The organism is Geodermatophilus sp. YIM 151500, assembly GCF_025716945.1.
GTDB lineage: Bacteria > Actinomycetota > Actinomycetes > Mycobacteriales > Geodermatophilaceae > YIM-151500.
Genome location: NZ_JAOVZT010000005.1, coordinates 51,239 through 64,841, shown reverse-complemented (window position 1 = coordinate 64,841; position 13,603 = coordinate 51,239). Strand labels below are relative to the sequence as shown.

The following is a 13,603-nucleotide window of genomic DNA, read 5'->3' as shown; positions in this document are numbered from 1 at the left end:
GGCGTGGCACCTGCGCCGCCCCTCCTGCGCCCGCGGCTCTGCCTCTTCCCAGGAGTTGCCGAGCAACGGCGAGCACCCGGCGGGAGGGGGACGGCCCGGCAGCTGCGTCCCCCTTGGCTCAGACATGCAAATGCGCCGTTGTCATCACGAGCGCGCTGATCCGCCGGCCGGTGGTCGGGTGCGACGCCAGGAGCCGTGCTGGCCATCCGGGGCCCGCGCGTCGGGCGTCATCCAGCGCCGACAGCGCGGAGACCAGTTGCGACGCGAGGCCGTGGTCGGCGGCGAACCGGTCGGCAGCGAACTCGGCGCGCCGGCTGACCGCGGCGTCAGCCAGCGGACAGACCACCGAGGCCAAGGCGACGGCGGTCAGTACTCCCCCGGCCAGCACCTGCCCCTGGAACAGGGCGCGCGTCACCGCCACGGCCACCCCGGCGACGATGGCCAGGATCAGCCCGCGCCGGGGCTGGCGGCCGGAGAGAGCGAGCCCGATGCCGGTCAGCAATCTCGCCGCCAGGCGCCACGGCGCGGCGAGGAGCGACACGAGCAGCATCGGCCGGGTCGCTCTGGTGGCGTGATGGCCCAGCTCGTGCACCAGCAGGGCCACCAGCTGGTCCTCCGGCAGCCGACCGGATTTATGGTCCTCCACGACCCGGCTGGTGACCGCGACACTGCGCCCGCCGGTCGCGTACGCGTTGGGCACCTGAGCGGGCTGGACGTACAGCTCGACAGCCCCGGCCGCGGTTCCGGTCATCCGTAGGGCCGTCGACCACGGCCGCTGGAGCGCCACGGCCTGCGCCGGGCTGAGGCTGCGGAACCGGCACGCGGCGCGGACGGCGATCCGTTCACCGACCCGGGTGACCAGGGCCGCTCCGCAGGCCACCCAGACCAGCAGCACCAGTCCCGCCCACCGACCCAGTGCACCGAAGACGACCGACAGCAGCAGCAGGCTGCCGATCATGGCCGGCGTCGCGGCGATCGCCCGCCACAGCCCGAACCGGGCGCTCTGACCCCGGGCGCTCCCGGATGGCCGGGACCCGCTGCTCCCCATTCACGGACCTCCCGACGTCCCAGACGCCGATCAGCCTGCCGGTCGGTGCTGACACCCGCGCCCGCCGTCGTGAGCGCACACGGTCGCAGGCTCCCGGGTTCGACGCGGGCCGCAGTGTCGGCGCCGCTGAGATTTCTTCGCCGAGGGTGTCACCAAACGGCCGAAAACGACGCCTTCTCCCGGTGTGAGCACCAGCCACCCGGTGGGAGGGCCGATGTCGAGGCAGGACCCAGCAGCCGCCGTCGCCGACCCGAGCCCGACCGTGAACTCGAACGACCATCGCCGGCCCCGACCCGCTGACTCGGTCGTCCCGGTCGGGCAGGTCGCGCGCTCCTGGGCGATCGAGGCCCTCGTCGCCGCCTACGGCGGGAACACCCACCGGCTGCTCACCGAGCTGGCCGATGCCCTCGGAGCGAGCGTCGCCTACGTCGACCGGCTCACCGTCGAGGCCCACCTCGAGCGGCCGCTGTCGGACGGCGAGTGGTCGGCGCTCGCCGCCCAGTTCACCGCGATGGCCTTCGACGAACACGTCGGTGAGGCCGGCACCCTGCGCACCGACTGGATCGAGGACAGACTCCACCGCGCCGGCGTCCCCGGCTTCACCCTGCACGCCACCGGCAGGTCAGGGCCATCGCGGCAGCCGAGGCGGCGATGAGGGTCAGCCGTACCTGCCTGTCCTGCGGCTACACCGCCGACTACGGCAGCGCACCACTCGCCGACGCGCACCATCGGCGCCATTCGTGCGCCAAGCACCGGGGCGGCCTCGAGCGAGTCGCGCGCCGAGCCGAGCGCCTCCAGTCGCGAGTGCCGCGGGAGTGCTCCCATCCACAGGCCCGTCACCGGCACGGCACCCGCGCCGCCTACGTCAAGGACCGCTGCCGCTGTGCTGACTGCACCGCCGCCAACACCGCCGCCAGCCGCACCGCCACCCGAGAACGCACCTACGGCCGCTGGCAGCCCTACGTCGACGCCGGCCCCGTCCGCGACCACATCGCCGCACTGCGCGCGGCCGGCACAGGCGTCGTGCGCATCGCCCAGCTTGCCGGCCCCTCGGTCAGGTATCTCCGCGAACTGGCCGAGCACAGCCACGGCGACACCCTAGGAACGCGACGGGTCCGCCCGAGCACGGCCACCCGCATCCTGGCCATCGGCATCAACGACACGAGCCGGACGCCGCACAGCCGCGTGGACGCCACCGGCACCCGCCGACGCCTGCAAGCGCTCATCGCCATCGGCTGGCCAGCCGAGCTATTGGCAGCCCACCTCGGCCGTCGCCCGAACAGCCTGCACCGCAGCATGACCGGTGAGTCGGTCACCGCGAGCACCGCCCACGACGTCGCGACCCTCTACCAACGGCTATGGGATGTCCCGTCACCACGGCTGACCGGCGGGCAGCGCGCCGCCGCCGACGCCGCCCGGGCACACGCCGCCACACAAGGGTGGCAGCCACCGCTGGCCTGGGACGACATCGACACCGACCCCACACCGCCAGCACCGGCCACCAGACTTCCCCAGCGGGACGACATTGACGAGATCGCCGTGGAACGCGCCCTCGCCGGCGACAACATCACCTACGACGACCTCACCTCAGTCGAACAACAAGAGGTCATCCGCCGCCTCAGCGCCCGCGGCACGTCCAACCGCGACACCGCTGCCCAGCTCGGCGCGACCAAGCGCACCATCTCCCGCCGACGCGCATCCCTCGGCGCAGTATGACCACGGGCTGCGAGCGGGGCCGACCTTCACCTTCTGCTTCTGTCGAGGAGGCGTTCACTCAGCCCGCGACGGCTCGACAGTGGACTTCGAGTGGGCGGCTTCGCGGCTCACGGGACGCCCGTCAGGAGAAGGATCAGCGCCGCCCCCTCGTTCCGGCAGCACCTCCTCGGACACCGCCTTGTACAACGACACGCCCATGCCGATGAGGAGGATCGTGAATGGCACGCCCGTGATGATGGCGACCTGCTGCACGGCCTCGAGCCCTCCCGCCAGGAGCAGCACGAAGGCGAAGAAGGCCACGAAGACGCCCCACATGACCTTGATCCGCCATCCGGGGTTCTGGTTCCCGTCGGTCGACAGCATGGCGAGGACGAAGGCGGCAGAGTCGGCCGAGGTGATAAAGAACGTGGCGATGAGGATCATCGCCACCACTGAGACGACTGTTCCGAACGGGAACTCGTCCAGGGTGACGAACAACGCCGTGTTGATGTTGTCCGCCACGGCGGCACCGATGTCGGCGCCTTGGGAGAGGTCCAGGTCGAGCGCCGCACCCCCCATCACGGAGAACCAGAGGAAGCTGAACAGGCACGGAACCAACAGCACGCCGGCGACGAACTCGCGAATCGTCCGCCCCTTGGAGATCCGTGCGATGAACGTGCCGACCCACATGACCCACATCATCCACCACGCCCAGTAGAAGATGGTCCAACCCTGCAGCCAGGTCTCCCCTTCCGCACTGGTGAAAGCCCCCGAGTTGAAGCTCATGGTGAGGAAGTTCTGCAGGTAGTTTCCGATCGACTCGGTGAAGGTCCTCAGGATGAACAGCCCGGGCCCCAACACCAGGACGAAGAGCATGAGCGCCACGAAGAGGGCGATGTTGGTGTTGCTCAGATACCGAATGCCACGGTTGAGCCCCGACACCGCGGACGTCAGGAATAGGAGCATCACCACGACGATGATGACCACCTGCACCGGGATGTTCTCCGGGACACCGAACACGAAGTTCATCCCGCTGTTGATCTGCGTGGCACCGATACCGAACGAGGTGGCGACGCCCAGCGCGGTGACGAAGATGGCCAGCACGTCGATCGCCTTGCCGATGGGTCCGTTGACCCGATCTCCGAGTAGGGGGTAGAAGGCCGAACTGATCAGGCCACGAGCTCCCTTGCGGAACTGGAAGTAGGCGAGGGCGAGGGCGACCAAGCCGTAGATGGCCCAAGCATGCAAGCCCCAGTGGAAGAAGGTGTACTGCATCGCCAGCCGTCCGGCTTCCGGCGTACCTCCCTCGGACGCACCGAACGGCGGCGGCGCGGCGAAATGCGTCATGGGTTCGGCGACCCCGTAGAAGACGAGCCCGATCCCCATGCCGGCACTGAAGAGCATGGCCAGCCATGCACCGGTGCTGAACTCCGGCCGGTCGTCGTCCTTGCCCAGCCGGATCCTCCCGAAGCGACTGAGAGCCAGGAAGACCAGAAACACGATGAAGAGGGTGGTGGCCATCAAGTACACCCAGCCGAATGCGCCTGTCACGGCGGACATGGCTGCCGCATTGAAAGCCTCCATGCTCTCCGAGAAGAAGACACCCCACACGACGAACAGGAGCGCTATACCGCTCGAGATGTAGAACACGGATCCGAGCTTGGAGGCGCCTTCTTGATGTGTCCCAGTCATGTTCCTTCTCTTTCGTTGAGTTCTCGACTGCCGGATACAGCCGCATTCCTGCGCAACGCATGCCGACGTCTGCGGGTAGCTGACCCCGCGGCATTCGATCTGGACTCACTCACGAGCTGGGAAGGTTGAGGAGCCGGGCAGACCTAGAGCGCCCGAGCCTCCGAGAATTTTTGCACCCTGCATTTGCGTTACAGCTCGTCTTGCTGGCCGCGTCGGCCGGGATCGCTGGCTTCTAGGCTCTGGTTAGCCATGCCCGGCCGCGCGCCATTGGCCTGACCGCGATAGCCGGAGTGCTGGTCCTTCTCGGACGCCGGTCGATCGCGTCACCCTGCCCCCACACGGGTGGGTCGATCACACGACGGATCGCCATCACGTCCTCGGCGGCCGCCTCGATCACCGGGGCAGCTTGAGGGTGCCGTCGACCCGGCGCGGGATGCCGCGGAAGTCGTCGGTCAGCTCGGCCGGCAGCACCTCTGGCGGCGCCCCCTGCCAGGTGACCGGGCGCAGGAACCGCCGGATCGCCGTCGTCCCCACCGAGGTGTGCTGCGAGTTTGTCGACGGCCACGGCCCGCCGTGGTGCTGCGCCCAGGACACCGCGACCCCGGTCGGGTAGGCGTCGTAGACAAGCCGGCCGGCCCGGGTGCGCAGCTCCTGCGAGACGGCCAGCGGCAGGTCCGTCTCCTCCTCGCCGCGCAGCACGGTGGCGGTGAGCGAGGACGGCATGGCGTCCAGCGCGGCAAACAACTCCTTCTCCCCGTCGTAGCGCGCTACGACCGACACCGGGCCGAAGCACTCCTCGGTGACCTCGTGCGGCAGGTCACCGGCCGAGGCGACCAGCAGCCGCGGCACCGCCTCGAACCCCTGCCCGGAGGGGTCCCCGCCACGCGCGACCTCCTCTACCCCCGCAGCCGCGGCCAGGCCATCGGAGATGCGGCCGTAGGAGGCGGCGATGCCCTCGTTGAGCAGAACCTGCGCCCCGGTGCCGCGGACCGCCTCGGCCATGGCGTCGACCAGCCGGTCCCCGTCGGGGCCGGCGGGCACGAAGGCCAGACCGGGCTTGGTGCAGAACTGGCCGGCGCCGAGGGTGAAGGAGCCGACCAGCTCGCGGCCGACCTGTTCGCCGCGTTCGGCGGCGGCCTGCGGCGTCACGACGATGGGGTTGAGGCTGGAGAGCTCGCCGAAGAAGGGGATGGGGTCGGGGCGCTGGTCGATGATCCGCAGCAGCGCCTGGCCGCCGCCGACCGAGCCGGTGAAACCCACGGCGCGGATAGCAGGGTGGGCGACCAGGTCCGCGCCGGCCTGCTGGCCGAACACGATGCCGAGCGTGCCGTCGGGCGCGCCGGCCTCACGGGCGGCGGCGAGCATCACGTCGAAGCACAGCCGGGACGTGGCCGGGTGCGAGCTGTGCGCCTTGACGACGACGGGGCAGCCGGCCGCGAGCGCCGAGGCGGTGTCGCCGCCGGGCACGGAGAAGGCTAGCGGGAAGTTGCTGGCCCCGAACACGGCGACCGGGCCGATCGGGACGAGCATCCGGCGCAGGTCCGGGCGTGGCCCCATCGGGGTGTCCCCGGCGTGGTCGATGGCCGCCTCGAGGTAGCTGCCCTCCTCGAGCACCTCGGCGAACAGCCGCAGCTGGTAGCAGGTTCGGGTGAGCTCGCCGTTGAGCCGGGTGGCGCCCAGTGCGGTCTCCCGGTCAGCGACGGTCACGATTCCGTCGCGCCGGCTCTCCACAGCGTCGGCCAGGGCCCGCAGCAGCGCGGCCCGGCCGGCCCGGCCCAACTCGTCTAGGGCGGGCGCTGCGGCCAGCGCCGCAGCGCAGAGCCGGTCGACTTCCTCGCCGGTCGTCTCCGGCGCGACGACTTCCGCGACCTCCCCGGTGCGCGGTTCGAAGCTCACGACGTCGGACATGCGGATCTCCTCCAATGCTGCGGTGCACGGTCGGTGCTCGGCGTCGGTGAGGGCATCACTCATGGGGGACGGTCAGGATGCTCATGGCGCTGAGAAGCTCTCGGGGGTCCCACACCACCCACTCCTCGGCGAGCAGCCCGTCGGCGAACCGGCAGAAGCTGGCTCCGTAGACGGTGACCGTCCGGTCGGTGGAGGGCACTCCCATGAAGGAGCCGGTGTGGGTGCCGTGGCTGGTCCAACGGATTGCGACCATGTCGTCCTGCTCGACGCTCTGCAGGATCTCCGTGACGAGATCGGGGAAGGCCGCCCGGGAGTCGTTGATGGCCTGGCGCAGCTTCTCGACGTCCTCGTCCCCGGACTTCGTGTGCCGCACGTACCCGGGGGCGAGGATCCGCTCGAAGGCGTCAACCTCGCCGTTGCCCCAGGCGGCTCGCCAGGCGTCGAGGACGAACTCGGTCCGGTTCTTGTCCATGTCCTCAGGCTCCTGTCGTTGCGGGGCTCGGCACGGGGCCGAGCGGCTGGTAGGTACCGAACTGGCCGGCCTGGAACAGCAGGGGCTCGCCGTCCGCGGCTTCCATGGCCCCGACGGTCCCGATCACCATGAAGTGGTCGCCGACGAGGACCTCGGCCTGGACGGTGCAGTCGATCCAGGCGATCGAGTCGCGGAGGCGGGGCGCGCCGAGCGGGCCGGCGGTGTAGGCGACCGACTCGAACTTCCCCGGCCCCTTGCCCGCCAGGGCTCGGCACTCGCCGACCTGGGTGCTGGAGAGCACGTTGGCGGTGAACACCTGCCGGCGGCGGATCCTCGGCCAGCTTGAGGAGGTGTGCCCGACGCTGAAGGTGACGATGGGCGGCTCTAGGGACAGGGCACCGAAGGTCCCGACGATGAACCCGAGGTCGTTGCCGTCGTCGTCCACCCCGGTGATGGCCACCACCCCGGTGGGCAGGCGCCCCATCACCTTGCGGTAGTGCTCGGGAGTGATGGGTGCTGTCAGGTTGCTCATGGTCTGACTCCAGTTGGGCAGTGAAGGGGGATCCAGCGCGAGCGCTAGGAATTGCATCCACTTCGCGTGGGGCTACACGTTCGTTAATTGGACGCGCCGTTCACTGGATGAACTACGGTAGCGTGAGTCTCATCACGCAGTCAAGAGTCGGTTCACTCGTATCGGCGGCGTCGGCGCGGCAGCTGGACAGGGCGCGCTTCCCGTGCTTGGCCGGTAGGTCGCGGCCGGACACCGTCGTCCGCACTGGGCCCACGTACGTGGCACACCCGACGCGGCGGGTACTCGGCACCTCCCCAGCTATGGAGGGCTGCGCACAATGGAGGGCTGCGCACAGCGGCCGCTCCCCTGTCCCGCGCGTCGTATGGGGGCGGGCGCTACGCGCGGTACGGCCTCCCCGGGCGTCTGCTCCGAGCGACGCCGCGGGCGGCGCGACTACCCCTGACCTGCCATCTCCTCGTCGTACGAGGTCTGCTTGATTTCCGTCCCAGCCCGGTTGATCTCCTGCCGCAGCCGGCTGCGCCGCTCGGCGGCGTCGTGCCGGCGACGCTCCTCGGGCGTCCGCGGCTGCCAGGGCGGTACCGGCACCGGCCTGCCGTCGGAGCCGATGGCGACCATCGTGAAGTAGCTGCTGTTGGTGTGCCGGACCGTCTGGGAGACGAGGTCCTGCGTGGTCACCCGCACGCCGACCTCCATCGACGTGCGGCCGGTGCGGTTGACGCTCGCGTCGAAGGTGACCAGCTCGCCGACGTGGATGGGCTCGCGGAAGACGACCTGGTCCACCGAGAGCGTGACCGCGTAGGCGCGGGCCCAGCGGGTGGCGCAGGTGTAGGCGACCTGGTCGAGGTACTTCAGCAGGATGCCGCCGTGCACGTTGCCGGCGAAGTTGGACATGTCCGGCGTCATCAGGATCGTCATCGACAGCCGGTGCCGGTCCGCGTCCACGGTCTCTGGTGAACCCGGTGACGCCAGCTCTGCCGACTCGGTCATGGACTCCTCATACGGAACGGTCGGCTCGGCGGAGGGGGCTGGACGATGCCGACCCCCTCCGCCGCCGGAGTCAGGAGACGTCGAACTCGACCGTTCCCCAGCCCTCGAACGTGCCGGACCAGCGCCCGGCCTGCTTCATCGGGACCGCCTGCAGGCAGCTGCCCGGCAGGATCACCTGCCCGGGGTTGAACTCGACGTCGTAGGCGGCGAGCCGGTTGCAGAGCCAAGCGACAGCGGACAGCGGGTTCCCGAGGATGTTGCCGGTGTTCCCGGCGATGACCTCGCGCCCGTTGAAGTACAGGGTGCCCCGGGTGTCGCGCAGGGTGAGATCGGTGATGTGCCGGGGGGTCCCGCCGAGGATGACCGCCCCGGTGGACCCGTTGTCGGCCAGCGTGTCCGGGAGGCTGATCGCCCAGTTCTGGACGCGGGAGTCGATGACCTCGATCGCGGGGACTGCGTACTCGATCGCGTTGACCACGTCGGCGACGGTGGTGTGGGGGCCCCCGAGCCTGCCGCGCAGGACGAAGGCCGGCTCGAGTTCGACGAACGGTTCGATGAACCGCTCGCGCGCGAGTGCGGTGCCCTCGTAGGCGAAGGTGCTGGCGAGCAGGTACCCGTAGTCGGGCTGGTCGAGCCCGAAGGCGTCCTGCATGACCTTCGCGATGTTGCCGAGCTTGTACCCGACCACGCGGTCGCCGTGGGCGACGGCGTCGTCGACGTTGATGCGCTGGACCTCGAAGCCGGCGTCGGCGTCGAGGGCTGGCCAGTTCTTGGTGGGTGCCGGGATCGGTTCGCCGGTCGCTCGGGCGGTGCGCAGGGCGGCCGCGACGTCGTGGAGCTCGGTGGTCTGCATCGGTGGGTCCCTCCAGGGTCGCTCCCGCCCCGCTCCCGCGGCTGGTGCGCGGGGAGCAGGGCGGGAGGCGGGTGCCGGCAGTGGTCTCAGCGCGCGGCGCCGACGGCGGGCGCGGCGAAGCGGTGGCCGGGGTGGTCGTCGCGCAGGCGGACGGCGCCTGGGCCGTACAGCTTCTCGCGCAGCGTGGAGCCCTCGTACTCGGTCCACATGGTCCCGCGGCGCTGCAGCTCGGGGACGACCAGCTCGACGAAGTCGGCGATGTCCCGGTACTTGACCGCGTGGCCGAGGTTGTAGCCGGCGATGCCGGTCTCGTCCATCCACCGGGTCAGCTCGTCCGCCACCGTGCTCGGGGAACCCACGATGGTGGGACCGGTGCCGCCGATCCCGATGAACTCGGCGATGTCCCGGGGCGTCCACTCCTTGTCGGGGTCCATCTTCGAGAACAGGTCGACCATGGTTTGCCCGGCGTTGGTTTTCACGTGCTTGAGCGGCACGTCGGGGTCGAACTGGGACATGTCCAGGCCGGTCCAGCCGCTGTAGCGGGCCATCGCCCCGGAGTAGCTCACCAGCTTCCGGTACTCCTCGAACTTGGCGTGGGCCGCCTCGTCGGTCGGCGCGCAGACGACGTTGAGCATCTGCAGCACCTTCACGTTCTGCGGGTCACGCCCGGCCTCGGCGGCCAGCTCGCGCAGCTTGTCGACCTGCCGCTTGAGGGCGGGGATGGACACGGCGTTGACGAAGACCGCCTCGGCGCTACTGGCCGCCAGCCGCTGCCCCTTCGAGGAGCCGCCGGCCTGGAAGATCACCGGGGTGCGCTGCGGCGAGGGCTCGCACAGGTGGAACCCGGGGACGGTGAAGTACTTGCCGTGGTGGGCGATGTCGTGCACCCGGCGCGGGTCGGCGTAGACGCCCTTGGCCCGGTCGCGGACGACGGCGTCGTCCTCCCAGGACCCCTCCCACAGCTTGTAGCAGACCTCGAGGTACTCCGCGGCCATGTCGTACCGCTCGTCGTGGGGGACCTGCTGCCCCGTGCCGAGGTTGCGGGCGGCGCTGTCGGCGTAGGAGGTCACCAGGTTCCAGCCCACCCGGCCGTTGGTGAGGTGGTCCAGGGTGCTGAACCGGCGGGCCAGCGCGTACGGGTGCTCGTAGGAGGTCGACCCGGTCACGCCGAAGCAGAGGTTCTCAGTGACAGCGGCCATCCCCGACACGGTCAGGAGGGGGTCGTTCGCCGGGATCTGCGCGGCGTCGGCGAGCGCCGCATCGGCCTTGCCCTCGTAGACGTCGTGGTAGCCGACGTTGTCGGCGAAGAAGATGCCGTCGAACCGGGCCTGCTCGAGCAGCCGGGCGTAGTCGGTCCAGTACCGCAGGTCCGTGTACCGGTGCCCCTGGTCCTGCTCGTGCCGCCAGAGACCCGCCGACAGGTGAGCCGGCCCCTGGAAGTCGAAGGCAAACAGCGCCATGCGTCGAGTCATCGTCAAGCTCCGTTCAAATGATGAACACCGCGTCCATGTGGTGAACACAACTGTAGAGATGGGATGTGTGGCCGTCAACACACCTGTCGCGTCGCTCCCCGGCCGGCCACTGCATGACCGGACGGCAGGAAACGTGCCGGTCCGGCCGGTTGGGCCCGCGTGGTCGGGATGATCCAGGGGAGCGAGAACCCCCGCGGCGCTCCGTTGGCCAGCGGACGCGAAGCGTCGCGACGGGAGCACCGCCGGCCCGCAGGCCACGCCGTCCCAGGTCTCGTGTCGCCGGTGCGTTCACCGCCGGGCCCGATGCGTCCGGCCGTGTCTGATCCCGGTCCGTCGGAGAACTCGGTGTTCTGGACGGGCGCGGGCATGGCATGTCCAGCCGCCGGACTCCTCCGGATCGGGGCGGACTCGCCCTGGCACGCGCAAGGTGGTGAAGGCCAGAGGACCGCACACCGCCGAGCTGGACGCCCACGCCGCACCGTTTGCCTGCCGGACGACCGCTGACACCGGGACCCAGTTGACCCGCTGTGTCCACCGGCTTCGAGGAGCGCCGCAGCCGAACCCTTGTTGTGGGGCCAGGCCGACGTCGGCGACCCCGACGAGTCGGGTCCAGGCCACGACCGCGGGGACCAGGGTGCTCCTGGCAGCCGCCGGGTGCGCGGCGTCCGGGACGAGCCCCTAGTCGCCCCAGGTCATGTCCGGATCGCCGAGGACGTCCTCGTCCACCGTGAGTCCCAGACCTGGTGAACCGGCGGGCAGCACACCGTCCTCGGTGAACTGGGCGTCGACGTGCGCTGTCTTGAGCCTGACCATGTCCTCGCAGTTCAGGACGCACCGGAGCAGTCGCGTCGGCACGGTGGCGCCCAGGTGGACGATCGCGGCGAAGGCGATCGACGACCCGACGGTGTCCTGCACGCTGACGGTGAGTCCGGCGGCACGGGCGATGTCCCGGTGGCGTCGACCCGGGGTCAACCCGCCGGCCTTGGAGATCTTCAGCCCGATTCCGTCGGCCACGTCCTGTGCCGCGATCAGGGCGATGTCCCCGTCGAGCTGGGCCAGCTCGTCGACCACGATGGGGAACGGACACCGGCGGCGGAGGGAGATCGTCTCCCGCCACGTGGCGCACGGCGCTTCGAGGACGAAGTCCAGGCCGGAGGGCAGCAGATGGATCATGCGCAGCGCCGTCTCCGGGAGGAGCCCACCGTTGGCGTCGACCAGGAAGAACTCCCCCGGGCGCCGGTCGGCTAGGCACGCGGTGATGCGCTCGGCATCGAGCGAGGGGCCGCCTTCGGCGTCCAGAGCGCCGATCTTGATCGAGTGACCCCGGTACCCCCTGCCGCGGTGGTCGGCCACCCGTGCGCGCATCTCCTCCGGATCGCCGGCGTGGATCGAGGAGATCATCGGCATCGGGACGTCCGTGGAGCCACCGAGGAGGTCGCACACCGGGAGGCCGACCGACTTGCCGAAGGCGTCCCAGCACGCGACGTCGAAAGGGGTCTTGGCGTGGTTGTGACCGACCAGGGTGCTGTCCATCAGGTCGGCGATCCGGTCGGTCTGCCGGGGGTCCCGCCCCAGGAGCGCAGGCGCCAGCTCGGCGATGCCGGCGCGCGTCCCCAGCGAGTGGGCGGCGATGTAGGTCGATCCGAACGGCGTGCTCTCCCCCCAGCCCTCGGTGCCGTCGTCGCAGGTGATGCGGATGATGGAGGCGTCGAACGACTCGTACGTCCGGCCGGATGAGAGCCGGTACACCCCGCCCGAGTACGGCAACGTGGTGGTGTAGAGCTCGATCCGCGAGATCTTCACGTGTTCCTCTCCCCTCGGTGGACTGACGGACGTGGGTGTGGTCAGGCCGCCGAACCGGGCGGGACAAGCACCAGCTTCCCGGTGTGCCCCTTGGTCAGGAAGGCCTCCTGCGCGGAGGCGATCTCCTCCAGGGGGTATGTGCGCGAGACGACCGGTCGGATCTCGCCGCGTTCGACGTAGCCGACCAGGTTCTCGAAGACCTCGTCCTGCTGGAACGTGCAGCCGAAGAGCGAGAGGTCCTTGAGGTACAGCGTGCGCAGGTCGATCTCCGCGATCGGTCCTCCGATGGCGCCCGCGATGGCGTATCGACCACCTGGCCGCAACAGGTCCAGCAACTCCGGGAACTGGGGACCGCCGACGAGATCGATGACGACGTCGACGGATGCCCTGCCGAGGGTGCCGACCAGGTCCTCGCCGCGATCGACGGTCCGATCAGCGCCCTGTGCGGTCACGTCGGCGGCCTTCGCGGCCGAGCACACCGCGGTGACCGTCGCGCCCCGGCGCTTGGCGAGCTGCACCGCGGCGAGTCCCACTCCCCCCGAGGCGCCCGTGACCAGCACCCGCTCCGCCCCCACGGCGGCTCTGTGCAGCATGTTCTCCGCCGTGGAGTAGGCGCAGGGCACAGCCGCGAGTTCCTCGTCGCTCCAGTCGCTGCGCACGGCATACGTCTCCCGAGAGGGAGCGACCGTGAACTGCGCGAACCCACCGTCGCACTCGCTGCCGAAGGTCCAGCACTCGAACGGCCGGTGGTCGACCGGCGCGCGGAGCATGGTGCGGACGAGGACCCGTTCGCCGATGCGGTCTTGGGAGACCCCCTCCCCCACGTCGACGATCCGACCGCAGACGTCCGCACCCTGGATGCGGGGGAACTCGAGGGCCGTGCCCGACCACGTGGCGTCGACGTCGTCGACGGCGTCGAACCCCGCTGCTCCGCCCTCTCCGGTCGCGGAGCTGACCGCCTTCGAGTACCAGCCGATCCGCGTGTTCACGTCCGTGTTGTTGATCCCGGCGGCGGCGACCTGGATGAGCACCTCCCCCTTCCCGGGGCGGGGAACGGGTACGTCCGTCCGGTACTCGAGCTTCTCCAACCCGCCGTGGCCGGTGAGGAGGACGGCGGCCATCGTTCGTGGCAACGACATGA

The 13,603-nt window shown here is 70.2% G+C and carries 12 protein-coding genes; 2 read left to right on the top strand and 10 right to left on the bottom strand.

Annotated elements, in window-relative coordinates; all coding sequences use genetic code 11:
• Positions 1 to 118 precede the first annotated feature (118 nt).
• The gene (locus tag OF117_RS10450) at positions 119 to 1,048 is read right to left on the bottom strand and encodes a M48 family metalloprotease (protein WP_263552770.1); all 930 of its coding nucleotides are present in this window, start codon (positions 1,046 to 1,048) and stop codon (positions 119 to 121) included.
• 214 nt (positions 1,049 to 1,262) lie between these two features.
• Here OF117_RS10450 and OF117_RS10445 point away from each other — a divergent pair, with 214 nt between their 5' ends.
• The gene (locus OF117_RS10445) at positions 1,263 to 1,703 is read left to right on the top strand and encodes a hypothetical protein (protein ID WP_263552769.1); all 441 of its coding nucleotides are present in this window, start codon (positions 1,263 to 1,265) and stop codon (positions 1,701 to 1,703) included.
• Positions 1,700 to 2,764: a helix-turn-helix domain containing protein gene (locus OF117_RS10440; protein WP_263552768.1), complete on the top strand. Its 1,065-nt coding sequence runs from the start codon at positions 1,700 to 1,702 to the stop codon at positions 2,762 to 2,764. Before OF117_RS10445 ends, OF117_RS10440 begins: the two co-directional genes overlap by 4 nt.
• Before the next feature lie 54 nt (positions 2,765 to 2,818).
• Here OF117_RS10440 and OF117_RS10435 read toward each other — a convergent pair whose 3' ends face one another.
• The 9 genes from OF117_RS10435 to OF117_RS10395 all read right to left on the bottom strand — a co-directional run bounded on the left by OF117_RS10435 (position 2,819) and on the right by OF117_RS10395 (position 13,601).
• Entirely contained in the window at positions 2,819 to 4,393 is a 1,575-nt protein-coding gene (locus OF117_RS10435; RefSeq protein WP_263552767.1) for a BCCT family transporter, read from the bottom strand.
• A gap of 435 nt (positions 4,394 to 4,828) precedes the next feature.
• Entirely contained in the window at positions 4,829 to 6,343 is a 1,515-nt protein-coding gene (locus OF117_RS10430; protein WP_263552766.1) for an aldehyde dehydrogenase (NADP(+)), read from the bottom strand.
• A gap of 55 nt (positions 6,344 to 6,398) precedes the next feature.
• On the bottom strand, positions 6,399 to 6,815 hold the full coding sequence (locus OF117_RS10425) for an ester cyclase (RefSeq protein ID WP_263552765.1): 417 nt from the start codon (positions 6,813 to 6,815) through the stop codon (positions 6,399 to 6,401).
• Positions 6,816 to 6,819: 4 nt separating this feature from the next.
• Positions 6,820 to 7,347: a flavin reductase family protein gene (locus OF117_RS10420; RefSeq protein ID WP_263552764.1), complete on the bottom strand. Its 528-nt coding sequence runs from the start codon at positions 7,345 to 7,347 to the stop codon at positions 6,820 to 6,822.
• Positions 7,348 to 7,779: 432 nt separating this feature from the next.
• Positions 7,780 to 8,289: an acyl-CoA thioesterase gene (locus OF117_RS10415; RefSeq protein WP_411969448.1), complete on the bottom strand. Its 510-nt coding sequence runs from the start codon at positions 8,287 to 8,289 to the stop codon at positions 7,780 to 7,782.
• A 115-nt stretch (positions 8,290 to 8,404) separates the two neighbouring features.
• On the bottom strand, positions 8,405 to 9,187 hold the full coding sequence (locus OF117_RS10410) for a 2-keto-4-pentenoate hydratase (protein ID WP_263552762.1): 783 nt from the start codon (positions 9,185 to 9,187) through the stop codon (positions 8,405 to 8,407).
• Between the two features lie 86 nt (positions 9,188 to 9,273).
• Entirely contained in the window at positions 9,274 to 10,647 is a 1,374-nt protein-coding gene (locus OF117_RS10405) for an LLM class flavin-dependent oxidoreductase (protein ID WP_263552761.1), read from the bottom strand.
• Positions 10,648 to 11,337: 690 nt separating this feature from the next.
• Entirely contained in the window at positions 11,338 to 12,462 is a 1,125-nt protein-coding gene (locus tag OF117_RS10400; RefSeq protein WP_263552760.1) for a mandelate racemase/muconate lactonizing enzyme family protein, read from the bottom strand.
• A gap of 41 nt (positions 12,463 to 12,503) precedes the next feature.
• Positions 12,504 to 13,601: an alcohol dehydrogenase family protein gene (locus tag OF117_RS10395; RefSeq protein ID WP_263552759.1), complete on the bottom strand. Its 1,098-nt coding sequence runs from the start codon at positions 13,599 to 13,601 to the stop codon at positions 12,504 to 12,506.
• Positions 13,602 to 13,603 lie beyond the last annotated feature (2 nt).